Consider the following 25,207-nt stretch of genomic DNA (forward strand, 5'->3'; position numbering starts at 1 on the left):
GACGTCGACCCCCTGACCGGACTCCGACCCCGACGACCCCGGCCGACCCCTGACCGGCCCCGGCCGGGCCAGCTCGCGGCCTCGCCGCCGTTGATCCACTCCTGTGGGCCGATGTTGCGGTATCGCCGCCGTCGGACACCGCAATATCGCCCCAGTTAAGTCGATCATGCTGCCTGAGCCCCAAACGGGGCGGCTCGGGCCGAAGGCGCGGTCCCACCGAACAGGCGGGAGGTCAGCAGGAGCAGGCAGCAGCAGGCAGGCGGAGAGGTCAGTCGGCCGTGGTGGAGGTGGGGGCGGGGCTAGGAGGGGCGGTGTCGCCGTCCAGGGCGGCGAGGATCGCCTCGGCGGTGCGGCGACCCACCCCGGGCACCTCGGTGATCTCCTCCACGGTGGCGGCGGAGAGCCGTTTGAGCGAGCCGAAGTGGTGCAGCAGCGCCTTGCGGCGTACCTCGCCCAGCCCGGGGACGGTGTCCAGGGCCGATTCGGTCATCCGCTTGGAGCGCCGCTGCCGGTGGAAGGTGATGGCGAACCGGTGCGCCTCGTCCCGGGCTCGTTGCAACAGGTAGAGCCCCTCCGAGGTGCGCGGCAGGATGACCGGGTATTCGTCGTCGGGGAGCCAGACCTCCTCCAGCCGCTTGGCCAGCCCGCACAGCGCCACGTCGTCGATGCCCAGCTCGGCCAACGTCTGGGCCGCCGCCGCCACCTGCGGGGCACCGCCGTCAACCACCACCAGCTGCGGCGGGTACGCGAACTTGCGCGGCCGGCCGGTGGTCGGGTCGATGCCGGGGCGGTCCGGGTCGGACGCGGTCTCCTCGCCCAGCTCACCGGTCTCGGCGCGGGCGTCGAGGTAGCGGGCGAAGCGGCGGCGCAGCACCTCGGACATCGCCGACAGGTCGTCGGTGGCCCCCCGGACGATGAACCGGCGGTATTCGCTCTTGCGGGGCAGCCCGTCCTCGAAGACGACCATGCTGGCCACCACGTCGGTGCCCTGGATCTGGGAGACGTCGAAGCACTCGATGCGCAGCGGTGAGGTGCGCATGCCGAGCGCCTCGCTGATCTCGTCGAGCGCCTTGCCGCGGGTGGTGAGGTCGCCGGCCCGCTTGAGCTTGTGTCGGGCGAGCGCGTCCTTGGCGTTGCGGCCCACCGTCTCCAGCAGGGTCTTCTTGTCGCCGCGCTGGGGCACCCGCAGTGACACCCGGCTGCCCCGGCGGGCGCTGAGCCAGTCGGCGAGCGCCTCGGCGTCGCCGGGCAACTCGGGGACGAGCAGTTCCCGGGGGACGTCCGCCTCGCCCTGCTCACCGCCGTAGACCTGGGTGCAGAAGTGGTGCACCAGGTCGCCGGTGGTCAGCTCCTCGGTCTTCTCCACCACCCAGCCGCGTTGGCCGCGGACCCGGCCGTCGCGGACGTGGAAGACCTGCACGGCGGCTTCGAGGGGGTCGTCGGCGAAGGCGACCACGTCGGCGTCGGTGCCGTCGCCGAGCACCACTGTCTGCTTCTCCATGGCCCGGCGCAGGGCGGCCACGTCGTCGCGCAGCCGGGCCGCCCGCTCGAACTCCAACTGCGCGCTGGCCTCGATCATGTCGCGTTCGAGGCGGCGCACCATGCTGTCGGTGCGGCCGGCCATGAACTCGCAGAAGTTGTCGACGATCGCCCGGTGCCCGTCGGCGGAGACGGTGCCCACGCAGGGCGCGGAGCACTTGCCGATGTAGCCGAGCAGGCACGGCCGGCCCACCTGCCCGGCCCGCTTGAACACCCCGGCGGAGCAGGTGCGGGCCGGGAAGACCCGCAGCAGCAGGTCGAGCGTCTCGCGGATCGCCCAGGCGTGCGAGTACGGCCCGAAGTACCGCACGCCCTTACGCTTCGCGCCCCGCATGACCTGCAACCGCGGGTATTCCTCGTCCAGGGTGACCGCCAGGTACGGGTACGACTTGTCGTCGCGGTACCGGACGTTGAACCGGGGATCGTACTGCTTGATCCAGGTGTATTCGAGCTGGAGCGCCTCGACCTCGGTGCCCACCGTGACCCAGTCCACCGACTCGGCGGTGGTGACCATCTGCCGGGTGCGCTCGTGCAGCCCCCACGGGTCGGCGAAGTAGGAGTTGAGCCTGCTGCGCAGGTTCTTCGCCTTGCCGACGTAGATCACCCGGCCGGTGCCGTCGCGGAACCGGTAGACCCCGGGGGACTCGGGGATCGTGCCGGTCGCGGGACGGTAGGTCGAGGGATCAGCCACGGCACCGAGACTATCCGTTGCCCCCGACACTCCAGATCACGCCGAGCTGGTCGACCTCGGTGCCGCTGCGGCCGAAGAAGCCGGCCAGTCGACCACCCGGGGGCGCGGTGAAGGTGACCGCCGCCGAGGTGGGCGTACCGGTGCTGAGGGTTCGGCCCTGGTCGGTGCTGAGCCGGGCCGAGAAGATCCGGGTCCGGCCGTCCTTCTGGCCCTGGGTCAGGGTGACCTGGGTGATCCGCTCGCCGGGCGCGAGGGTGAGGCTGGTCTCGGTCCCGCCGGTGCCGCCGTGGCGCAGCTGGCCGCCGTCGGCGAGGTCCACCCCGACGGCGTCGAGCCGGGAGCCACCGCGCAGGGTGACCCGGGTCACCGCCGGGCCGACCCGGTCGGCGTCGGTGAACGGGTCACCGTGCGGGCCACCCCAGGTGTCGCTGGCCCGCAGGTCGGGGGCGAGGGTCCAGTCGAACCAGGCGGCGTGCGGGTAGTGGTCCGACAGCGGCCCGCCGGTCGGGGTGAGGAACCGGGCGTGCTCGTTGTGGTAGCGGTTCAGGGCGAGCCGGACCAGCTTGTTGCCCCGGTAGAGGATCTTGTCGACCACCTCGCAGCCGTCCGTCACGTTGGCCGGGTCACAGAGCAGCGCCGGGTCACCGGCGGCCGGCGGCTGGCCGCCCCGCTCCTGCTGCACCCAGACGTCGGTGAGGCCGTTGGCCGCCACCAGGTCGCGGATGTTGTCGCCGGTACGGGTGTAGCGGACGTTCAGGTCCCCCATCAGCACCACCGCGTTGCCGGCCGAGTTGGCCGTGACGTACGCGGAGAGCTGGCTGAGGTTGGCCCGCCGGGCGGCCAGGTCGGCGTCGGTGCTGCCGGCGTTCGGGTGGGCGTTGTAGAAGTCGACGAAGACGCCCTCGGCCAACCGGATGCGGCTGGCGGTGAAGCCCTTCGGGGTGAGGCAGTCGGTGCCGTTGCAGGAGTTCCACTTCACCCGGGCGAAGTCGCTGTAGGGGAAGTGCGACAGCGTGTTGAGGCCGCTGCCGAACGGCACGCCCCCGCTGGTCGGGGTCCGGTACGGGTGCTGGTCGGTGGCGTACAGGTCGGCGTGGTAGTTGAAGTCCTCCTGGACGTGCACGATGTCGTACCCGCCGAGCCGCTCGCCGATCGGCCGGGTGTTCGTCGCCGGGTCGCCGCTGGAGATGATGTCCGGCAGGCCGGCCACGTTGTAGGTGAGCACGGAGAACACCCCCGACGTGGGCGCGGCGGCGGTAGCGGTGCCCGGGGCCGCGGACGCGGCGGCCGGCCCGGACGGGGTGAGCACGGCCGCGAGCAGCGTCGCGGACGCGAGCAGACGGACGACCTTCATCGACGGTCCAATCTGGAGTGACGAGACCGACGGGGTGCCGCCGGTCGGATACGGGGACCGACGGGTGTCCGCCGGTCGGGGGGCGGGGACCGGCGGATGTGCGCCGGTCGGGGGCGGGAGGGCCGGCGGGCGAACGCCGGGCGGAGGCGGGGGCGACGGGCGGGCGACGGCCCGGGTGCCGGATCGAAAGCTATCCACGCGCGCCGACCGGCTCGATACTCCCGGGCAAAGATCCGGCAGCCGCGCGATGGACGTCTTCCGATATCGACGGACGGAGATTACCATCCGGTAACCGAATGTTATTCACGTAAAGATCCCCATCCTCATCGGAGGATCACCATGCCCCGTCCCCGCCCCACCCGCCGTCTCCTCGCCGGTGGCACCGCCGCCGTCGCGGTCGCCGCCCTGCTGGTCGCCACCCCCACACCCCCCGCCGCCACCGCCGCGCCCGCCGCCGTCACCACCAGCGGGTACGCGGCTAACGACAACTGCCTCGGCGAGTGCGGCGACATCCTGCCGCCCGGCCAGAACGGCAACGCCACCCTGGTCGAGGTGCTCGGCAACCAGGCCCTCGGCACCCTGCCCCGGCACTCCGCCGACCAGCTCGGCCGGTACGCCGACCTGGTCTACGGCTACGCCGGCCTGCGCGAGGAGCAGATCGGCTCGTTCTTCAACGACGCCTCCTTCGGTGTCCCGCAGGGGCAGGTCGAACGCGACTACTCCCCCCGCGCCGACGTACGCATCCTGCGGGACAAGGCCACCGGCGTACCGCACGTCACCGGCAGCACCCGGGGCGGCACCATGTACGGCGCGGGTTACGCCGGGGCCGAGGACCGGCTGTTCACCATGGACCTGCTGCGCCACGTCGGCCGGGGCACCCTCACCTCGTTCGCCGGGGGCGCCCCCGGGAACCGGGCGTTGGAGCAGAGCGTCTGGCGCAACTCGCCGTACCACGAGGCGGACCTTCAGGCGCAGATCGAGGCGCTGCGCACCAAGGGGCCGCGCGGCCAGCAGCTCTACGCCGACGTGCAGGAGTACATCGCCGGCATCAACGCCTACATCGGCGTCTGCATGGGCGCCCGCAACTGCCCCGGCGAGTACGTGCTCACCGGCCGCCTGGACGCGATCACCAACGCGGGTGGCCCGGAGCCGTTCCAGCTCACCGACCTGATCGCCATCGCCGGCGTGGTGGGCGGGCTGTTCGGCGGCGGGGGCGGCACCGAGATGCAGTCCGCGCTGGTCCGGATCGCCGCCCGCGCCAAGTACGGGGCCACCGAGGGCGACAAGGTGTGGACGGCGTTCCGCAACCAGAACGACCCGGAGACCGTGCTGACCCTGCACGACGGGCAGAGCTTCCCGTACGGCGACGCCTCCCCCGACGCGGCCAGCGTGGCGCTGCCCGACGCCGGCTCGGCCCGGGTCGAGCCGATCTTCACCGACCCGACCGGTTCCGCCGGCACCACCGCCGCCGCCCGCACCACCACCGCCGCCCGCACCACCGGCACCGGTGCCGGCACCACGAACGCGGCCGGTGAGCTGGCCGCCGCGCTGTCCGGGTTGACCATCAGCCCGGCGCACCGGGGCATGTCGAACGCGGCGGTGGTCTCCGCCGCGAACTCGGCCACCGGCCACCCGGTCGCGGTCTTCGGCCCGCAGACCGGTTACTTCTCCCCGCAACTGCTGATGATCCAGGAGTTGCAGGGGCCGGGGATCAGCGCCCGGGGGGCCGCGTTCGCCGGCCTCAACCTCTATGTGCTGCTCGGCCGGGGCCAGGACTACGCGTGGAGCGCCACTTCCTCGATCCACGACATCACCGACACCTACGCGGTGCCGCTGTGCACCACCGACGGCAGCACCCCCACCCTCGCCGCCGACCACTATCTCTACCGGGGGCAGTGCGTGGCGATGGAGCAGCTCGCCCACGTCAACAAGTGGAGCCCGACCGTCGCCGACGGCACCGCCGCCGGGTCGTACAAACTGGTCGCCTGGCGGACGAAGCTCGGCCTGGTGTCCTGGCGGGGCACGGTGGGCGGCCGGCCGCACGCCTTCACCCAGCTGCGCTCCACCTACCGGCACGAGGCCGACTCGGCGATCGGCTTCCAGATGTTCAACGACCCGGCCCAGATGGGTTCGGCGGACGCCTTCGTCGCCTCGGCCAACAACGTCGAGTACGCGTTCAACTGGTTCTACGTCAACTCCACCGAGTCGGCGTACTTCAACTCCGGGCTGAACCCGGTGCGGGCCGCCGGGTCCAACCCGAACCTGCCGATGAAGGCCGAGCCGGCCTACGAGTGGCAGGGCTTCGACCCGGCGACGAACACCGCCAGCTACGCCCCGCTGGCCGCCCACCCCCGCTCGGTGAACCAGGACTACTACATCAGCTGGAACAACAAGCAGGCCAAGGACTTCGGCGGCGCGGACGGCAACTACAGCTTCGGCGCGGTGCACCGGGCCGACCTGCTGGACCGCCCGCTCAAGGCGGCCCTGGCGGCCGGCCGGAAGTTCGACCGGGGCTCGCTGACCGCGCTGGTCGAGCAGGCCGGCCTGACCGACCTGCGCGGGGCCGAGGTGCTCGACGAGCTGATCCGGGTGCTGGAGAGCCAGCCCGTCGCGGACACCGCGCTGGCCGCCGAGGTCAGCCGGCTCAAGGCGTGGCGGCAGGACGGCGCGCTGCGGATCGAGACCGCCAAGGGGTCGAAGGTCTACCGGCACGCCGAGGCGATCCGCACCTTCGACGCCTGGTGGCCGCTGCTGGTCCGGGGGATGTTCCGCGACCAGCTCGGCCCGGACCTCTACCAGTCGCTGATCAACGCGATCCAGCTCAACGAGTCCCCCTCCGGGCACCAGCAGGGCGACGTGTCCAGCCTGCCCACCTCGGCCAGCGAGGCCCAGGCGCACAAGGGCTCGTCCTTCCAGTACGGCTGGTGGGGCTACGTCGACAAGGACCTGCGCGCGGTGCTCGGTGACCCGGTGCGCGGCGGGCTGGGCCGGGGCTACTGCGGCGCCGGGAACCTGGCCGGCTGCCGGCAGGTACTGCTGGACACGTTGCGCACGGCGGCGGCCACCCCGGCGGCCCAGACCTATCCCGGTGACGCGAGCTGCACCGCCGGTGACCAGTGGTGCGCGGACGCGATCATCCAGTCGCCGCTGGGCGGGATCAGGCACGCCACCATCGCCTGGCAGAACCGGCCCACCTTCCAGCAGGTGGTCTCGTTCCCGTCCCGGCGGGGCGACGACCTGACCAACCTGGCCGCCGGCCGGCCGGTCACCGCGTCCGGCAGCGAGCTGTTCTTCGGGGCGGGCAAGGCGGTCGACTCCGACCTCGGCACCCGCTGGGCGAGCAGCTGGGCGGACGACCAGTGGCTGACCGTGGACCTCGGGTCGGCCCGCCAGGTGGGTCGGGTGACGTTGGCCTGGGAGTCGGCGTACGCCCGGTCGTACCGGATCGAGGTGTCGAACGACGGGTCGACCTGGCGGTCGGTCTGGTCGACCACGGCCGGCGACGGCGGCACCGACGTGGCGGCCTTCCCCACACAGACCGCGCGGTACGTCCGGATGCACGGGGTGACCCGGGCCACCACGTACGGCTACTCGATCTGGGAGCTGGCGGTCTACGCGCACTGAGCCCGACCAGACCGGCCGGCACGGAGGTCGCCTCCGTGCCGGCCGGTGTCCGTCAGGCCAGCGAGATCTGGTCGCCCTCGATCTTGAGTTCCTTGGCGGCGAGCGGCGTGGTCGCCGGGCCCTGCTTGACCGCGCCGTCGGTGATGGCGAACTTGCTGTTGTGGCAGGTGCAGTTGATCGTCCCGCCGTCGACGTTCGAGACCGGGCAGCCCTGGTGGGTGCAGATCGGGTCGAACCCCTTGAACTGCCCCTCCGTCGGCTGGGTGATCACCACTCCCTGTATGGCGTAGACCTGACCGCCACCGACCGGGATGTCGCCGGTCTTGGCGATCGCGGCCGTGCCCGGCCCGCCACCACCGGTGGTCGCGGCCGGTCCGCCGGTGGCCGGGGCGGCCGGTTCGTCACCGGAGTCGTCGCCGCAGGCGGTCAGGAGAACCGAGGCCCCCACCGCACCAGCCCCGGCCAGCAGGGCGCGTCGGGTCTGCGTACCGGGCCCGGTCAGCACCTGATCGTCGTTCATCTCCGGCCTTTCTTTCGGCTACCGCCGCCGGTCGTCGACCTGCGCGGCCTCACTGGAGCACACGCATCACTGTGCCCGACGGTTCACCCCGCCCGCCCGGGAACGTCCGCGACGGACCCCGGGCAAGGCCCGAGGCACCGACATCGACATCGACATCGACATCGACCAGGATGACCAGCGGCACGCCGATGGCCGGGGTCGGCCAACGACCGCCCCGACCGGCTGTGCCCGGGGCGGGCCGGCCGTTACCCGCCCGCTCCGCGGGGGCGGGGCCGGTCGTCGACCCGGCGGGTCAGCGGGCCCCGGCCGGCACCTTGCGGGTACGCGTCTTCGGCGTCACGCCGTTGGCCCGGGAGGCCCGGGTCACCGCCGCCTTCGCGCCCCGGGCCTCCCCGTCGAGCTTGAGCACCGCGCGCAGGAACTGGCCGGTGTGGCTCTCGGCGACCTCGGCGACCTCCTCCGGGGTGCCGGTGGCGAGCACGGTGCCGCCCCGGTGACCGCCCTCGGGACCCATGTCGATCAGCCAGTCGGCCGTCTTGATCACGTCGAGGTTGTGTTCGATGGTGATCACCGTGTTGCCCTTGTCGACCAGGCCCTCCAGCACCATCAGCAGCTTGCGGATGTCCTCGAAGTGCAGGCCGGTGGTGGGCTCGTCGAGCACGTAGACCGTGCGGCCGGTGGACCGCTTCTGCAACTCGGAGGCGAGCTTGACCCGTTGCGCCTCACCGCCGGACAGGGTCGGCGCGGGCTGGCCCAGCCGGACGTAGCCCAGGCCCACGTCGTTGAGCGTCCGCAGGTGCCGGTGGATGGCCGGGATGGCGGAGAAGAACTCGGCCGCCTCCTCGATCGGCATCTCCAGCACGTCGGAGACGGTCTTGCCCTTGTAGTGCACCTCCAGGGTCTCCCGGTTGTACCGGGCGCCCTTGCAGACCTCGCACGGGACGTAGACGTCCGGCAGGAAGTTCATCTCGATCTTGATGGTGCCGTCACCGGAGCACGCCTCGCAGCGGCCACCCTTGACGTTGAACGAGAACCGGCCCGGCCCGTACCCCCGGACCTTGGCCTCGGTGGTCTCGGCGAACAGCTTGCGGACGTGGTCCCAGACCCCGGTGTAGGTGGCCGGGTTGGAGCGCGGCGTCCGGCCGATCGGCGACTGGTCGACACCGACCACCTTGTCGACGTGCTCCAGCCCGGAGACCCGGGTGTGCCGGCCGGGCACCAGCCGGGCGCCGTTGATCTGGTTGGCCAGCACCGCGTACAGGATGTCGTTGACCAGCGTCGACTTGCCCGAGCCGGAGACCCCGGTGACGGCGATGAGCTGGCCCAGCGGGAACGGCACGGTCAGGTTGCGCAGGTTGTGCTCGCGCGCCCCGTGCACCACCAGCTCCCGCTCCGGCGTCTGCGGCCGACGCTGCTTCGGCGTCGGGATCTCCCGCCGACCCGACAGGTACGCCCCGGTCACCGACTCGGGATTGTCCAGCAGCGCCGGCACCGAGCCGCTGTGCACGATCCGGCCGCCGTGCTCACCCGCGCCGGGCCCGATGTCGACGATCCAGTCGGCGACCCGGATGGTGTCCTCGTCGTGCTCCACCACGATCAGCGTGTTGCCCAGGCCGCGCAGCCGCAGCAGGGTCTCGATCAGCCGGTGGTTGTCCCGCTGGTGCAGGCCGATCGACGGCTCGTCGAGCACGTAGAGCACGCCGACCAGACCGGAGCCGATCTGGGTGGCCAGCCGGATGCGCTGCGCCTCGCCACCGGACAGGGTGCCGGCCGCCCGGTCCAGGGAGAGGTAGTCCAGGCCGACGTCGAGCAGGAACCGCAGCCGGGCGTTGATCTCCTTGAGCACCCGCTCGGCGATCATCTTCTGCCGGTCGGTCAGCGCGATGCCGGCGAGCAGCTCGGCCGCCTCACCCACCGACAGGTTGCAGACCTCGGCGATGCTCTTGCCGGCGATGGTGACCGCCAGCACCTCGGGCTTGAGCCGGGTGCCGCCGCAGGCCGCGCAGGGCACGTCGCGCATGTAGCCCTCGTACTTGTCCCGCGACCACTCGCTCTCGGTGTCGGTGTGCCGGCGCTCGATCCACTGCACCACGCCCTCGAAGCCGGTGTAGTAGGACCGCTCCCGACCGAACTTGTTGCGGTAGCGGACGTGCACCTGGTCGTCGGAGCCGTGCAGGATCGTCTTCTGCGCCCGCGCCGGCAGCGCCCGCCACGGGGTGTCGACGTCGAAGTGCTGGCTCTCGCCGAGCGCCTCCAGCAGACGCAGGAAGTATTCCAGGTTGTGCCCGGTCGCCCAGGGTTGCAGCGCGCCCTCGCGCAGGGTGCGCTCCGGGTCGGGAACGACCAGCTCCGGATCGACCTCCTTCTTGGTGCCCAGACCGGTGCACTCCGGGCAGGCCCCGTAGGGCGCGTTGAACGAGAAGACCCGGGGTTCCAGGTCCTCGATCGCCAACGGGTGGTCGTTCGGGCAGGCCAGGTGCTCGGAGTAGCGGCGCTCCCGGGCCGGGTCGTCCTCGGCCAGGTCGACGAAGTCGAGCAGCACCAGGCCGTCGGAGAGACCGAGCGCGGCCTCCACCGAGTCGGTCAGCCGCTGCTTGGCGCTCGCCTTGACGCTGAGCCGGTCGATCACCACCTCGATGGTGTGCTTCTCCTGCTTCTTGAGCTTGGGCGGCTCGGTCAGCGGGTGCACCACCCCGTCGACCCGGGCCCGGGCGTAGCCCTTGCCCTGGAGTTCGGCGAAGAGGTCGACGTACTCGCCCTTGCGGCCCCGGACCACCGGGGCGAGCACCATGAACTTGGTCCCCTCGGCCATCGCCAGGACCCGGTCGACGATCTGCTGCGGGCTCTGCCGGGAGATCCGCTCACCACAGACCGGGCAGTGCGGTTCGCCGATGCGGGCGAAGAGCAGCCGCAGGTAGTCGTAGACCTCGGTGATGGTGCCGACGGTGGAGCGCGGGTTGCGCGAGGTGGACTTCTGGTCGATGGAGACGGCCGGGCTCAGCCCCTCGATGAAGTCGACGTCCGGCTTGTCCATCTGGCCCAGGAACTGGCGCGCGTACGACGACAGCGACTCGACGTAGCGGCGCTGCCCCTCGGCGAAGATGGTGTCGAAGGCCAGGCTCGACTTGCCCGAGCCGGAGAGCCCGGTGAAGACGATCAGCGCGTCCCGGGGCAGGTCGAGACTGACGTCACGCAGGTTGTGCTCGCGCGCGCCACGGATGATCAGACGGTCGGCCACGGTGCGGGTGCTCCCGGAAGAAGAATGTGAGGCGGATCTGTCCGCTCCGAGGGTGATCCGAGCGGTTTTGCGGGGCGCGGAAGGAACGCCTCGGCAACTCTAGCCCCGGGGTACGACAACTTTCCGCACCCACACACTCCACCAGCTCACACCGGTCGGGCCAACCCCACCACCCGACCCCCGGACCACCCGCCGGGCCGACCCGGACCACCCGGCCTCCGGCCGACCCGGCACCCCGGCGCAGCTACGGTGCCCCTCTGCTGGTCGCCGCCGCGCTGACCCCGTCCGCCGCGCCGGCACCCCGGCAGCGGGACCCGGCCCACACCGGCCGTGGCCCCGGCCCGACCCGGTCGGTGTCCCCCGCGGGGTCGGGCCGGTCAGAATCCGCCCGGCAGCGGGGGCGTGGTCGGGCGGGCCGGCCGGCGACGACCGCCCCGCCAGCCGCCCCGCCGCTCGCTGGCCAGCCGGCTCTGCCGGCGACCACCCTCGTACGCCACCTCCCGCTGGAGCCGACGCCAACTCTCCCAGCGCCGGGGCGGCAGCTCCCCGCTCTCCAGCGCCTCCCGCACCGCGCAGGCCGGCTCGGCGGTGTGCCCGCAGTCGGCGTACCGGCACCCGGTGGCCAGCTCGGCGATGTCGGTGAACGCCCGGTCCAGGCCGGCGTGCCCGTCCAGCAGGCCGACCGCCCGGACCCCGGGGGTGTCCAGCACCGCCCCGCCGCCGGGCACCGGGACCAGCGCCCGCCAGGTGGTGGTGTGCCGGCCCTTGCCGTCGACGCGTCGGATCGCCTGGGTCGGCATGACGTCCGCGCCGACCAGGGCGTTGACCAGGCTGGACTTGCCCGCCCCGGACGGCCCCAGCAGGGCCAGCGTGCGGCCCGGCGCGACCAGCGGACGCAGCGGCGCCAGGCCGGTGCCCTGCTCGGCGCTGACCGGCAGCACCGGCACCCCGGGGGCCACCGCGGCCAACTGCCGGGCCACCGCCTGCGGGTCGGCGGCCAGGTCGACCTTGGTGAGCACCACCAGCGGGGTGGCCCCCGACTCGTGGGCCAGCGCGAGCAGCCGTTCGATCCGGGCGGCGTCCGGCTCCGGGTGCACCGGCTCGACCACCGCCGCGGTGTCGAGGTTGGCGGCGAGCACCTGGCCGCTGGCGTCCTTGCCGGCGGTCCGGCGGATCAGCGCGGTCCGCCGGGGCAGCACCGTGTCGACGGTCACCGGGCCGTCCGGCCAGCGGGCCAGCAGCACCCAGTCACCGGCGCACGGCAACGCGGTCAGGTCACGGGCGGCGGCGGCCAGCACCGCCGGGCCCAGACTGGCCCGGACCGGTCCGTCCGCGGCGAGCACGGTGCACACCCCCCGGTCGACCCGGGCCACCCGGCCGGGCCGGCGGTCCGGACGCCGTCGCGCGTACGCCGCCCGCTCGGCGTCCAGGCCGAGGGCGGTCAGATCGATCGTCATGTCATCCTCACCGGGGTCGGAACTGGTCGTGGCCGAACACGCGTCCTGCGACCGGCATGATCACCACCCCCGTCCGTCGTCCCGGTACCGCGTCGTAGCCGACGGTAGGCGTCGTACCGACGCGCCGAAAGCGAATTCCCCGGCGGCGCAACGCTCCCGGGACCGTTAGGGTCGTGGCGTGACCACCGATCCACTGCTGTTGACCGGTGCGGCGGCCGACGCGGCCGCCCGCCTGCTGGACACCGCAGCCGGGCTCGACGCGGCGGCCGTCGCGGCTCCCAGCCTGCTGCCCGGCTGGACCCGTGGCCACGTGCTGACCCACCTGGCCCGCAACGCCGACGGGTTCGTCAACCTGCTCACCGCCGCCCGCACCGGCGAGGACATCCCGATGTACGCCAGCGACGCCGCCCGGGACGCCGACATCGCCGCCGGTGCCGACCGGCCGCCCGCCGCACTGCTGGCCGACCTGCGTCGCAGCACCGACCGGTTCGCCGAGGCGGTGGCCGTGATGCCGGCGCAGGCGTGGCAGGGCACCGTGCAGACCCGACGCGGCCCGTGGCCGGTCCCCCTGGTGCTCTGGGGCCGGTGGCGCGAGTTGGAGGTGCACCACGTCGACCTGGGCACCGGCTACCGGCCGGCGGACTGGCCAGCCTCGTTCGCCCAGCACCTGCTGCACGAGGTGGCCGGTGGGCTCGCCGCGCGTCCGGACGCCCCGGCGCTGGTGCTGCGGCCCGCCGACGGCAACCGGCCGGAGCTGGTGGTGGGCGACCCGCAGGACGCCCCGCAGGTCGCCGGCCCCGCCGCCGAACTGGTCGCCTGGTTGATCGGCCGCAGCAGCGGCGACGTGTTGACCGTCACCCCGAACGGTCCCCTCCCGACCCCACCCGAATGGATATAGACCGCCCATGAGCTACACCGGAGACGTCACCCACGGCGGCCCGCCCGCCGTCCGGGAACTGGACCGACTCACCGTCACCAAGCTGTCGGTCGGCCCGATGGACAACAACGCCTACCTGCTGCGCTGCCGCGACACCGGTGCGCAGGTCCTGATCGACGCCGCGAACGAGGCACCCCGGCTGCTCGACCTGATCGGCGACGCCGGCCTGACCTCGGTGGTCACCACCCATCGGCACATGGACCACTGGGTGGCGCTGGAGGAGGTCGTCGCCAAGACCGGCGCGCCCGCCCTGGTGCACGCCGACGACGCCGAAGGGTTGCCGATCGCGGCGCAGACCCTGACCGACGGCGACACCGTCGCGGTGGGTGACCAGACGCTGGAGGTGATCCACGTCCGGGGGCACACGCCCGGTTCGGTGGCGCTGCTCTACCGCGACCCGGCCGGCACGCCGCATCTGTTCACCGGGGACTCGTTGTTTCCCGGTGGCGTGGGCAACACCGACCGGGACCCGGAGCGGTTCGGCCAGCTCATCGACGACGTCGAGCAGAAGCTGTTCGGCCGGCTGCCCGACGACACCTGGTTCTACCCGGGCCACGGTGCCGACAGCACCCTCGGCGCGGAGCGGGCGTCGCTGCCGCAGTGGCGGGCGCGCGGCTGGTGACCGGGGGCGGGCCCGCAGCCGGTAGCCGCGCGGCGGGCCCACGACCGGTGACCGGGTGGCGGCCCGCAGTCCGCGACCGGGTGGCTACCACTGGGCCCGTCCGGCGGCGGTCAGCCGGGCTGGCCGACGACGGTCAGCCCGCGCAGTCGACGCCGGGTGGCCAGCAGCACCAGGCCGGCCAGCACCAGCCCCACCGCCATGGTGACCAGCAACGGGTCGCCGGGCAGCAGCCCGGCCAGGGCCCGTGACGCCGTCCCCAGCGCCAGGTAGAGACCGGCCCATGCCGCCGCGCCGAGCGCCGCGCAGCAGACGAACCGGCGGTACGACATCCGCAGGCCCCCGGCGGCCAGCGGCAGCAGCGTGTTGAACACCGGCAGGAAGGGTGCGACCAGCACCATCCGCCCACCGCCGGAGCGCAGCAGTTGCTCGGCGGCCAACCAGCGCCCCTCGCCGATCCAGCCACCGACCCGGCTGTGCCGCAGGCGCTCCCCGTAGACCCGTCCGGCGAGGAAGCTCAGCGACCAACCGGAGAGGCAACCGACGACCACCGCCACCATGGTCGCGACGCCGGCGAGGGGTCGACCCACCCCCACCGTCGCGAGGATCGCCACGTCACCGGGGACGAACACGCCGAGCAGCGGAACGGCGTCGGCGAGCATCACCAGCCCGAGCGCCGCCATCAGCAGGGCGGTCGGCAGGTCTCCGAGCAGGGCGAGTTCGTCGAGCACGACCTGACGCTACGGTGCGAGGGTGCTGCGGCGCATCGGGCCGCGACCCTGATCACTCCCCGAGTCTTCCCTGGTGAACCCCGCCGGCCTGGCCGGGCCGGCGGGGTTCACCGGGGTCGCAGCACCTGCACCCGGCGGACCGGGGAGTCGACGGAGGGCTCGGTGGTGGGCACCGGGTAGCTGGCCACCACCTCCAGCACGTCCCACGGCAGGTGCCCCCGGTCCGGGTCGCCGACCAGCACCTGCGTCCCGTTGGCGGCGGCCCGCCGCAGGTAGGGCAGCACCCGGTCGGCCAACTCCCGGTCGTAGAGGACGTCCCCGGCGACCAGCAGGTCGGCCTGGGTGTCGTCGTCGTCGAGCAGGTCACCGTGGCGGGCCTGCACGCGTACCCGGTTGGCCCGCGCGTTGACGGTCACCGCCGCCATCGCGTACGGGTCCACGTCGTTGGCGACGACCTGGGTGGCGCCGGTCAGCGCGGCGGCGATGGCGACCAGTCCGGAGCCGGCGGCCAGGTCGAGCACCCGGCGACCGGCGGCCAGGTGCGGGTGGTCCAGCAGGTGGCGGGCGAGCGCCTGGCCGCCGGCCCAGGCCGACGCCCAGAACGGCGGTGGCAGGGTACGGCCGGCCGCCGCCTCCATCCGGGCCCACCAGACGATCGCGTCCTCGGCGAGGTGCAGCCGCACCTCGGGCACGAACGGCGTGGGCACCAGCCGGAGCCGGTCCAGCCCGTCCCCCGGCGCATCGATCTCCCGCTCCAGCTCGGTCAACGCGGCGGTACTCAGTCCGTTCACCGGTCGAGTGTGCCGGAGCGGACCACCCGAAGGGCGGCATTCCGGGCCGACCCGCGAGTTTCCGCACAACTTCCTGCGGCACTTCAGCCGGCAAAAACCGGATCGGCCGGTTACTGTCGGGGCAGTACAGGGCGATCATCCGTCGAAGCGGCGGGATCACCCGTTGTAAACAGGGAGAGATGCATGGCAACCGGCACGGTCAAGTGGTTCAACTCGGAAAAGGGCTTCGGCTTCATCGAGCAGGACGGCGGAGGCCCCGACGTCTTCGTCCACTACTCGGCGATCGCCAGTAGCGGATACCGGGAACTGCAGGAGGCCCAGAAGGTCGAGTTCGATGTGACCCAGGGGCAAAAGGGTCCGCAGGCGGAGAACGTCCGCCCGCTGTAAGTCCGTGCCGGTGGCGGCGGCTTCGGCCGCCGCCACCGAGCGCTGTCGAGTGGCCGACGGCCACTCCCACCCGGTGCCGGCACCGGCACGACCCGACATCGCCATGATCGACTCAAGGTGGCAGATGTTGGGGTGTCCCGCCCGCCGTGACACCGCCGCCAGGGGGCACCATCGCGGCGCGTCCAACGCCCGCCCATCCCGCCGGACCGAGGGGACTCCGCCGTCCGGGCGGGAAAGCGGTGGTCTCCGACGACGCCGGGCAGGTGGGCAGTCACCTCCACGCAGTCACCGCTGTTGCCGCTGCTGCGGGTGCTCTTGTGCCAGATCGCGCCGGTCAGGTCCAGGAATCTGCCGCCGTGCTGACCGGGCTCGCCGAGATCGGCCTCCGAGATCAGCTTTACGGTGGCCCGTGGGGGTAACGCCCCGGCCCGCGCCGGACAACCGTGGGCGCCCCTTCCGCAGGAGGCGTGGCGGGAGGGGTGCCCACGGGGTCGGTGGTCAGGCGACCAGGCGCTTGGCCAGTTCGTCGGCGACCTGCTTGGCGATGGTGGGCGGGATGGCGGCGGCGATCCTCTCCGGGGTGAGCCCGGTCAGGACGCCGGCCATGATCACCTGTTCGTCCGTGAAGTCCTTGTCGGCCAGGGTGGTCTGCAGCGAGGTCAACTGTGCGCCGAGCGACTTCAGGCTCGGGTGCGGGACGACGAGGTCGGGGTTGGTGTGGTCCTCACCCATCGCCATCCGGGTGTAGATCTGCCCCACCGGGTTCCGGCCGTCCAGGACGGTCAGGTTCTTGTGGACGGTCTCCAGCCAGGCGTGCTCTTCGGGGGTCATGTCGGTGCCTTCCAGTAGTCCGATGCCGGTCAGGTAGCGCCGGAACAGCGGGGTCTGGTCCCGTCCGGCCTTTGTCGAGTCGCGGAAGAAGCTGAAGTGGGTGTGCCACAGGTGCGAGTCGTCGCCGGAGCTGCGCTTGCCGAGCCGGTCCCAGCGCCGCACGACCTTGCCGTCCGGGGAATAGATGATCTCCCGCAGGTCGCGACTGTCCGCCGTGTTCGCCCGGCACTGGGCGACACACCACTCGGAGAACGTCCGCAGGTTGTGGGTGGCGCCGCCGGATCGCACGCTGAACGTGCCCACGTCCAACCCTGAGGCATAGAGGGTGAGGCCGGCGGAGTCCCGAGGCGACTCGACCACCGAGTAGTCGTTGGCGACCACCCGGTCCGAGCCGGTGTGGTAGCCGCCCCGGTGGGCCGGATCGCCGACGATCCCCACCGCGGCAGGGTCGAGGCTCTCGATGGTGTCGAGCAGGAGCCGGCGGACCGCCAGCAGATTGGCCGGAGCCGTCGTCATGACGTCCCCTTTCCGCAGCCGGAACCGGGGTGCCGGCTGCTTCAACACCATGCCAGGGGTCGGGAAAGGGGTGACTCCTGGTAAGCAGTGCCCGCCGGTGAGAGCGGACCCGACCACTGATGCACGTCATCGAGCGTTGCGAAAAACGATATCCGCAGGGGGCAAGAAAGCCCAGCTCAGATGGCTTGTCTTCAGATAGACGCAAGCTGGGAGGTGGCGGGGACCACCGGCAGCACCAACCGCGACGGGTGCGATGGATCATGCAGGATCTGCCGGAGTCCTGCGCGGAGCGTGATCGCCGCACCGAGCGGTTCCCCGGTGCCGGGGTTGCGGGCGTACCGGGGGTGGGCGCCGCCGGAGACCTGCACCCGCAGCCGGTGCCCGACGGCGAAGCGGTGCGCCACCGGCCACAGTGCCACCGGCACCCGGGTCACCCCGTCCGGGTCGACCGGGAACCGGCCGGGAGCGATCCGGACCAGGCCGTCGCAGACGTTCCAGGACCGGCCGCGCCGGTCCACGTCGCAGAGCCGCACGAAGACGTCCAGGTACGACAGTTCGCTGCGGACGAAGATCTCGGCGTGGACCGGGCCGACCACCTCGACCGGGGCGGCCAGCACCGCGCCGGTGTAGACCAGCACGTCCGGCCGGGCCTCGACGGTACGGTTGTCGACCCTGCCGGCGCGCTGGGCGACCAGCAGCGGGCCACCGAGCGACGGCGTGGGGTCGGCGGGGTCGTACCGGATGGTGTCCGGGGTCGACGGCACCGGCGGCTGCGGGGCGAGCCGGCCCCCGGCGTGCAGGTGCCACGGGGTCCCGGTCGCCGGTGGCGGCCAGTCGGGGAGGTCGCGCCAACCGCCGCCGTCCCCGCCGACGTGCACCCGCACCGGGGCGCGCGGCGGCGCGGGCCGGCCGTGCAGGTGGGCGTCGAGCCAGCCCAACCCCTCCCGCAGCGACTCCGCCAGCAACCCGGGGCTGCCGTGCGTCCACGGGCCGACGGTGAGCCGGGTGGGCACGCCCGCCGCCCGCAGCGCGGCGTGGTCGGCGAGTTGGGCGGGGAGGAAGATGTCCTGCCAGCCGCTGATCATCGCCACCGGGGCACGCACCTCGGCGATCCGCGCGCCGAAGACCCGGGTCCGCCAGTAGTCGGCGTCCGGGGTGTGGTGACGCAGCCACTCCTGGAAGAACGGCACGGTCACCCCGGTCGCCACCCGGTCGGCCTCGGCCAGCGGCAGGTGGGCCAGGGCGGCGGCCAGCCGGGGCTGCCCGCGCTTGAGCTCCCACTGCCGGGCCAGCCACGGCACGGTCTGCGCCTGGAGCAGCTCGGCCCAGGTCAGCACGGTGTCCAGGGCGAAGGACTCCCCCGCGTACGTGGAGTCGCGGGTGGCCGAGGCGGTGACCACCGCGACCATCGCGGCCAGCTCCTCCCCCGCGTCGGCGGCCAGCGCCCACTGGACGAAGCCCTGGTAGCTGGCCCCGAACATGCCGAACCGGCCGGTGTACCAGGGCTGCCGACGCAGCCAGTCGACGGTGTCCAGGCCGTCGTCGCGCTCGTGCGCCAGCGGGTCGAACAGCCCGTCGGAGCCGTCGGTGCCCCGACATGCCTGGATCACCAGGTGGAGGCCGCGACCGGCGATCAGCCGGCCGAGCAGCCGCATCGGCCCGCCCCGCCCGTACGGCGTGCGGATCAGCACGGTCGGCGCACCGGGCAGTCGGGGGGCGTAGTGGTCGGTGCGCAGCCGCGCCCCGTCGCGGGCCCGGACCACGAGGCCGCGGGTGACGTCGACCCGGTGGGTGGGCGCGGCCGGCAGCCGCAGCGCGGCGGCGGCGAGTCGGGCGAGCGACCGGTCCAGCACGGCGGTCAGTCCGCCGGGCGACGGGGCGGCTCGGCGCGGGCGGCCCGGATGGCGTCGCGGTGCTCCCGCATCGAGGCGACCGTGGTGGCCATGAACCGGTGCACGACCGCCAGCTCGTCGTCGGTGAACCGGGCCATCACCTCGTCGGTACGCCGCCCGAGCGGGCCGAAGAAGCTCATCGCCAGGGCGGCCCCCTGGTCGGCGTAGTGCAGGAACACCTTGCGCCGGTCGGCGGTGTCCCGGTCCCGGCGGATGTGTCCGGCGCGTTCCAGCCGGTCGATCAGTGCGGTCACCGACCCGGAGGAGAGGTTCAGCTGTTCGCCGAGCCGGCCGGGGGTGATCGGGTCGCCGAGCAGTTCGGCGTCCATCACGGCGATCAGGGCGTGCAGGTCGGTCGGGTTGAGCCCGTGCAGGGCGGCGAAGGCGTGCCCGATGTGCTGCGCGTCCACCGAGTATCGCCGCAGGTCGTTGGTGATGTCGGCCACCATTCGCCCGCGCGGATCGTCCCGCCGCCGATACATCTCGTGCGCTGCCACGCCCGCCGTCGCCCCCTGTCGATGCGCCCGGTTGCAGCATAGAGCAGCTGCCGATAATCTCGCCCATCAAGATACTCGAAGAACGTGCTATCTCTCCGTCCGGCGTCACCACAGACCAAGAGGGCATCCGATGTCTCTGTTCACCCGCGTCGCCCGCAGCCGGCTCGCCGCCTGGCTCACCGTGGTCGCCGCGATCGTCGTCGGCGCGATCGTCTTCGGGCTCCCCACGCCCGACAACCCCGCCCCCGTCTCCACCACCGGCCTGTCCGTGCAGTGGCAGTCGACCCAGGTGGAGCGCCTCCAGGAACAGTTGCCGGCCAGGGACGTCCAGCCGGCGATCGTCGTGGTCAGCCGGGACGACGGCGCGGCGCTGACCGGCGCCGACCGGGCCGCCGTCACCGACCGCGCAGGCGCGCTGGGCCGGCTCGCCGTCGGTGGTCAGGTCAGCCCACCCCAGGTCTCCCCGGACGGCACCGTCGCGCTGCTCGCCGTCCCGCTGGACACCGCCGGCGGCCAGCAGGCCGTCGCCGACGAGGTCGCCCGGGTACGCGACGCCCTCACCGGCCTGCCCGACGGGATCACCGTCGCGGTCACCGGCGCACCCGCCTTCACCGCCGACCTGACCAAGGTCTTCGAGGGCGCCGACATCACCCTGCTCGCGGTCACCGCCGGCGTGGTCGCCCTGCTGCTGCTGATCACCTACCGCAGCCCGTTCCTGTGGATCGTGCCGCTGATCGTGGTCGCCGCCACCGAACAGCTCACCCTGCGGGCCGTGGACACCATCGTCCCGGCCGTCGGCATCAACCTCCAGGAGGGCGCGGTCACCGGCATCGCCAGCGTGCTGGTCTTCGGCGCCGCCACCGACTACGCCCTGCTGCTCATCGCCCGCTACCGGGAGGAACTGCGCCGCGACGAGGACCGGTTCGCCGCCATGCGCGCCGCCGTACGCCGCACCGCCGAACCGATCCTGGCCAGTGGCGGCACCGTCGTGCTCGGCGTACTCACGCTGCTGTTGTCGGAGCAGGAGACCAACCGGGCGCTCGCGGTGGCCTGCGCCACCGGGGTGGTGTTCGCCATGCTCTCGGCGCTGTTCGTGCTGCCCGCCGTGCTGGTCATCTTCGGGCGGGGGCTGTTCTGGCCGTTCGTGCCCAAGGTCGGCGGCCCGGTCCGGGAGGGCAAGCTGTGGGGCCGGCTCGGCGCGGCCGTGATCCGCCGCCCGGTGCCGGTCGCCGCGCTCGCCACCCTGCTGCTCGCCGGCCTCGCCCTCGGTGGGCTGGGCGTGCGCACCGGCCTGTCCGAGACCGAACAGTTCCGGGTCAAGCCGGAGGCGGTCGCCGGAGCCGAGACACTGGCCCGCGCCTTCCCCGCCGGCACCACCCAGCCGGTGGCCGTGCTCACCAACCCGGCCGCCGCACCGGCGGTCACCCGGGTCGCCGCAGGGGTGCCCGGGGTCGCCTCCGCCCGGCCCGGCGCGGTCGGCGACGCCGTCGCCCAGGTCGACGTGGTGCTCACCGACGAACCGGGCACCCCGGCGTCCGACCGGGCCGTCGCGGCGCTGCGGGACGCCGTCGCCGCCGTACCCGACTCCGCGCCACCGGCAGTCGAGGGCGCCGGCCCGGCCGACGGGGCGCTCGTCGGGGGCACCGTCGCCGCCACGTACGACTCCGACGAGGCCAACACCCGCGACCTGTGGCTGATCCTGCCGATCATCCTGGTGCTCGTCCTCGCCGTGCTGGTGGTGCTGCTGCGTGGCCTGCTCGCCCCGCTGCTGCTGGTGCTCACCGTGATCGCGTCCTTCTTCGCCAGCCTGGGTGCGGCGTGGCTGCTCTTCGACCACGTGCTGGGCTTCCCCGCGCTGGACAGCGGGGTGCTGCTGCTGGCCTTCGTGTTCCTCGTCGCGCTCGGGGTGGACTACAACATCTTCCTGGTCACCCGGGCCCGGGAGGATGCCCGCCAAGCCGGCACCCGGGACGGGATGCTCTCCGCCCTGCGGGTCACCGGCGGGGTGATCACCAGCGCGGGCATCCTGCTCGCCGCGGTCTTCGCCGTCCTCGGCGTGCTGCCGCTGATCCTGCTGACCCAGATCGGGATCATCGTGTGCCTCGGCGTGCTGCTCGACACGCTGCTGGTGCGCACCGTGCTGGTGCCGGCTCTGGCATTCGTGCTCGGTGACCGGTTCTGGTGGCCGGGCCGGACCCACCGGGACACCGGCGGCGTCGACGAGGTGCCCGCCACCCCGACGCCGGCCCCCGCCGCCCGGGACTGAACCCGACCCGCCGCCGGACACCGCACCGGCCCGCCCATCCGGCCGGGGTGACCACCCTCTCGGGTGGTCACCCCGGCCGGATGCCGTCGGCGGATGTGTCGCCGGTCACGGCCGGCCCGCTCAGCGGGAGCAGTGCCGAGACGGGCCTTCGCGGACCCGCGTACGCTAGGAGACCGACCAGCAGGGTCGAGACTCCCCCGGCACCGACAGACCGAAGATCACTGTGGCCTCGTCCGCCGTGCTCGTCGCGACCAGGTGCCCGCCGACCCACCGGGCCGGCGGGACGCCGGTGGGATCGGCAGACCCGCAGCTGGCATGGCCGGAACAGCAGTTCCGGCAGAGATCCGGGCGGTGACGGGGTGACCCCGACACCTGCCCCGGCAACCGTAGACAGGAGTATGGAGGGTATGCAGCTTCGCACCGACCTCCGCAATGTCGCCATCATCGCCCACGTCGACCACGGCAAAACGACCCTGGTCGACGCCATGTTGCGGCAGGCCGGCGCCTACGGGGCCCGTGGTGAGAACACCGAGCGCGTCATGGACTCGATGGATCTCGAACGGGAAAAGGGCATCACCATCCTGGCCAAGAACACCGGCGTGCGCTACCTGCCGGCGGACGGCTCCGACCCGGTCACCATCAACATCATCGACACCCCCGGCCACGCCGACTTCGGCGGCGAGGTGGAACGCGGCCTGACCATGGTCGACGGGGTGGTGCTGCTGGTCGACGCCAGCGAGGGCCCGCTGCCGCAGACCCGCTTCGTGCTGCGCAAGGCGCTCAAGGCCCGGATGCCGATCATTCTCGTGATCAACAAGGTGGACCGCCCCGACGCCCGGATCAAGGAGGTCGTGGACGACACCTACGAGCTCTTCCTCGACCTCGACGCCGACGAGGAGCAGATCGACTTCCCGATCGTCTACGCCTGCGCCCGCGACGGCATCGCCTCGCTGACCCAGCCCGCCGACGGCACGGTGCCGGGCGACAGCACCAGCCTGGAACCGCTGTTCCGGACCCTGCTCGGCACCATCCCGCCGCCCTCCTACGACGAGGGCGCGCCGTTGCAGGCGCACGTCACCAACCTCGACGCCTCGCCGTTCCTGGGCCGGCTGGCGCTGTGCCGGGTGCGGCAGGGCACCATCGCCAAGGGCCAGACGGTGGCCTGGTGCCGTACCGACGGCAACACCCAGCGGGTCCGCATCTCCGAGATGCTGATGACCGAGGGCATGGAGCGCAAGCCGGCCGACTCGGCCGGGCCGGGCGACATCATCGCCGTCGCCGGCATCCCGGAGATCATGATCGGCGAGACCCTGGCCGACGCGGAGAACCCGATCCCGCTGCCGCTGATCACCGTGGACGAGCCGGCCATCTCGATGACCATCGGCACCAACACCTCGCCGCTGGTCGGCCGGGTCAAGGGCGCCAAGGTCACCGCCCGGATGGTCAAGGACCGGCTCGACAAGGAACTCGTCGGCAACGTGTCGCTGCGGATCCTGCCCACCGAGCGGCCGGACGCCTGGGAGGTGCAGGGCCGAGGCGAGCTGGCCCTGGCCATCCTGGTCGAGCAGATGCGCCGCGAGTCCTACGAGCTGACCGTCGGCAAGCCGCAGGTGGTCACCAAGGAGATCGACGGCAAGACCTGCGAGCCGGTGGAGCGGCTGACCATCGACGCGCCGGAGGAGTACCTGGGCGCGATCACCCAACTCCTGGCCACCCGCAAGGGTCGGATGGAGCAGCTGGTCAACCACGGCACCGGCTGGATCCGGATGGAGTGGCTGGTGCCGGCGCGCGGACTGATCGGCTTCCGCACCGAGTTCCTCACCGACACCCGGGGCACCGGCATCCTGCACCACGTCTTCGAGTCGTACGAGCCGTGGTTCGGTGAGCTGCGTACCCGCAACAACGGGTCGCTGGTGGCCGACCGGACCGGCGTGGTCACCCCGTTCGCGATGATCAACCTGCAGGAGCGCGGCCAGCTCTTCGTCGAGCCGACCACCGAGGTGTACGAGGGCATGATCGTCGGGGAGAACTCCCGCTCCGACGACATGGACGTCAACATCACCAAGGAGAAGAAGCTCACCAACATGCGGGCCTCGACCTCCGACGAGACCGAGAAGCTGATCCCGCCGCGCAAGCTCTCCCTGGAGCAGGCGCTGGAGTTCTGCCGCGAGGACGAGTGCGTCGAGGTGACCCCGGTCGCCGTCCGGATTCGCAAGGTGGTGCTGGACCAGACCCAGCGGGGCCGGATGGCCGCCCGCCGCAAGCACGCCGGCTGACCCACCCCGCACCACCCGGAGCCCCGGTCCGCCGCACGCGGACCGGGGCTCCCGCCCGTCCCACCCCGGCCGCAGCCCACGAGCAGGACAGGGTGGGGGCCGACGCGGTCCCGGCCTCCAGGTGGGCCGGCGGTCCGCTAGCGTCACCGGCATGACCTGGGATGACCTCGACGCCCGGCTGGACCGGGTGCCCGGCACCGTCTCGGCGTACGTGGGCCGGCTCGACGCCCCGGCCAGTTGGACGCGTACCCCCGACGCCACCCACTACGCGGCCAGCACCATGAAGGTCGCGGTGCTGGTGGCGCTGTACCGCGCCGCCGAGGCCGGCACCCTCGCCCTGGACGCGCCGGTGCCGGTGGTCAACGAGTTCGACTCGGCCCGGCCGGACGCGCCCCGGTTCTCCTGCGCCCGGCACTACGACAACGACGACGCGGTCTGGGAGCGGCTCGGCGGGCAGGCCACCCCGCGTTGGCTGGCCGACCGGATGATCACCCGGTCCAGCAACTTCGCCACCAACCTGCTCATCGACCGGGTCGGGCTGCCCGCCGTGGCCGAAGCGTGGCGGCTCGCCGGGGCCCGGCACAGCGTCACCGGTCGGGGCATCGAGGACGCCGCCGCCCGGGAGGCGGGCATCACCAACCTGGTCACCCCCGCCGACCTGGCGGCGCTGCTCGGCGGGCTGGCCGCCGGTGTCGAGCACCCCGGCCCCCTGGCCTCCCCGGCGGCCTGCGCCGCCATGCTGGACGTGCTGCTGGCCCAGCGGCACCGGGAGGATCTCGCCGCCGGGCTGCCCGACGGCACCCGGATCGCCCACAAGAACGGCTGGGTACGCGGGGTGCGGCACGGTGCCGGGGTGGTCCTGCCCGACGACGCCCCGGCGTACGTGATCGCCGTCTGCACCACCACCGACCTGGCCGCCGCGCCCGACGACGACCTCGACGACGCCTGCCGACTGGTCGCGGAGATCTCGGCGACGGCCTGGGCGGCCCGGCACGACCTGGCCGGCTGACCGGCCACCGACCGACCCCGACCCCGGCCCCA

Annotated in this window: 17 protein-coding genes and 1 pseudogene; 7 read left to right on the forward strand and 11 right to left on the reverse strand. The window is 72.9% G+C overall.

Going from position 1 to position 25,207, the window contains the following annotated elements; all coding sequences use genetic code 11:
* Positions 1–268: 268 nt before the first annotated feature.
* A complete protein-coding gene (gene uvrC, locus GA0070216_RS00985) occupies positions 269–2,230 on the reverse strand; it encodes an excinuclease ABC subunit UvrC (protein ID WP_091237343.1) in 1,962 nt (653 codons plus the stop codon).
* A 10-nt stretch (positions 2,231–2,240) separates the two neighbouring features.
* Entirely contained in the window at positions 2,241–3,584 is a 1,344-nt protein-coding gene (locus GA0070216_RS00990) for a jacalin-like lectin (protein ID WP_091237344.1), read from the reverse strand.
* Positions 3,585–3,923: 339 nt separating this feature from the next.
* Between GA0070216_RS00990 and GA0070216_RS00995 the strand changes: the two genes are divergently transcribed.
* On the forward strand, positions 3,924–7,208 hold the full coding sequence (locus GA0070216_RS00995) for a penicillin acylase family protein (protein ID WP_091237345.1): 3,285 nt from the start codon (positions 3,924–3,926) through the stop codon (positions 7,206–7,208).
* Positions 7,209–7,260: 52 nt separating this feature from the next.
* On the opposite strand, the gene GA0070216_RS01000 is transcribed toward GA0070216_RS00995, so the two are convergent.
* The 3 genes from GA0070216_RS01000 to rsgA form a co-directional block, all read right to left on the reverse strand.
* Complete coding sequence (locus GA0070216_RS01000) at positions 7,261–7,728, reverse strand: Rieske (2Fe-2S) protein (RefSeq protein ID WP_091237346.1); 468 nt, start codon at positions 7,726–7,728, stop codon at positions 7,261–7,263.
* A gap of 292 nt (positions 7,729–8,020) precedes the next feature.
* A complete protein-coding gene (uvrA, locus tag GA0070216_RS01005; RefSeq protein ID WP_091237347.1) occupies positions 8,021–10,966 on the reverse strand; it encodes an excinuclease ABC subunit UvrA in 2,946 nt (981 codons plus the stop codon).
* A gap of 377 nt (positions 10,967–11,343) precedes the next feature.
* On the reverse strand, positions 11,344–12,423 hold the full coding sequence (rsgA, locus tag GA0070216_RS01010) for a ribosome small subunit-dependent GTPase A (protein ID WP_091237348.1): 1,080 nt from the start codon (positions 12,421–12,423) through the stop codon (positions 11,344–11,346).
* Between the two features lie 178 nt (positions 12,424–12,601).
* On the opposite strand from rsgA, the gene GA0070216_RS01015 reads away from it, so the two are divergent.
* Positions 12,602–13,321, forward strand: coding sequence for a maleylpyruvate isomerase family mycothiol-dependent enzyme (locus GA0070216_RS01015; RefSeq protein WP_091237349.1), 720 nt, complete (start codon positions 12,602–12,604; stop codon positions 13,319–13,321).
* 7 nt (positions 13,322–13,328) lie between these two features.
* Positions 13,329–13,982, forward strand: a complete 654-nt coding sequence (locus GA0070216_RS01020; RefSeq protein WP_091237350.1) for an MBL fold metallo-hydrolase — start codon at positions 13,329–13,331, stop codon at positions 13,980–13,982.
* 110 nt (positions 13,983–14,092) lie between these two features.
* Here GA0070216_RS01020 and GA0070216_RS01025 read toward each other — a convergent pair whose 3' ends face one another.
* Complete coding sequence (locus GA0070216_RS01025) at positions 14,093–14,710, reverse strand: DedA family protein (protein ID WP_091237351.1); 618 nt, start codon at positions 14,708–14,710, stop codon at positions 14,093–14,095.
* A gap of 107 nt (positions 14,711–14,817) precedes the next feature.
* A complete protein-coding gene (locus GA0070216_RS01030; protein WP_091237352.1) occupies positions 14,818–15,501 on the reverse strand; it encodes a class I SAM-dependent methyltransferase in 684 nt (227 codons plus the stop codon).
* Between the two features lie 183 nt (positions 15,502–15,684).
* Between GA0070216_RS01030 and GA0070216_RS01035 the strand changes: the two genes are divergently transcribed.
* A complete protein-coding gene (locus tag GA0070216_RS01035; RefSeq protein WP_091237353.1) occupies positions 15,685–15,888 on the forward strand; it encodes a cold-shock protein in 204 nt (67 codons plus the stop codon).
* Between the two features lie 245 nt (positions 15,889–16,133).
* Here GA0070216_RS01035 and GA0070216_RS01040 read toward each other — a convergent pair.
* From GA0070216_RS01040 to GA0070216_RS01055, 4 genes and pseudogenes are all read right to left on the reverse strand, one after another.
* A pseudogene (locus GA0070216_RS01040) lies at positions 16,134–16,232 on the reverse strand (DUF397 domain-containing protein); the annotation flags it as partial.
* Between the two features lie 154 nt (positions 16,233–16,386).
* The gene (locus GA0070216_RS01045; protein WP_091238798.1) at positions 16,387–17,235 is read right to left on the reverse strand and encodes a hypothetical protein; all 849 of its coding nucleotides are present in this window, start codon (positions 17,233–17,235) and stop codon (positions 16,387–16,389) included.
* 191 nt (positions 17,236–17,426) lie between these two features.
* Entirely contained in the window at positions 17,427–19,088 is a 1,662-nt protein-coding gene (locus GA0070216_RS01050; RefSeq protein ID WP_176738776.1) for a CocE/NonD family hydrolase, read from the reverse strand.
* Positions 19,089–19,093: 5 nt separating this feature from the next.
* Positions 19,094–19,609 (reverse strand): MarR family winged helix-turn-helix transcriptional regulator, encoded by a 516-nt coding sequence (locus GA0070216_RS01055; RefSeq protein WP_091237354.1) that lies wholly within the window; start codon positions 19,607–19,609, stop codon positions 19,094–19,096.
* A gap of 145 nt (positions 19,610–19,754) precedes the next feature.
* Between GA0070216_RS01055 and GA0070216_RS01060 the strand changes: the two genes are divergently transcribed.
* The 3 genes from GA0070216_RS01060 to GA0070216_RS01070 all read left to right on the forward strand — a co-directional run bounded on the left by GA0070216_RS01060 (position 19,755) and on the right by GA0070216_RS01070 (position 25,175).
* Entirely contained in the window at positions 19,755–21,890 is a 2,136-nt protein-coding gene (locus GA0070216_RS01060) for an MMPL family transporter (protein WP_091237355.1), read from the forward strand.
* Between the two features lie 407 nt (positions 21,891–22,297).
* Positions 22,298–24,166 (forward strand): translational GTPase TypA, encoded by a 1,869-nt coding sequence (gene typA / locus GA0070216_RS01065; RefSeq protein ID WP_091237356.1) that lies wholly within the window; start codon positions 22,298–22,300, stop codon positions 24,164–24,166.
* Positions 24,167–24,317: 151 nt separating this feature from the next.
* Positions 24,318–25,175, forward strand: a complete 858-nt coding sequence (locus tag GA0070216_RS01070) for a serine hydrolase (protein ID WP_091237357.1) — start codon at positions 24,318–24,320, stop codon at positions 25,173–25,175.
* The last annotated feature ends 32 nt before the right edge of the window (positions 25,176–25,207 follow it).

The sequence above is a fragment of the Micromonospora matsumotoense genome, from assembly GCF_900091525.1.
Classification (GTDB): domain Bacteria; phylum Actinomycetota; class Actinomycetes; order Mycobacteriales; family Micromonosporaceae; genus Micromonospora; species Micromonospora matsumotoensis.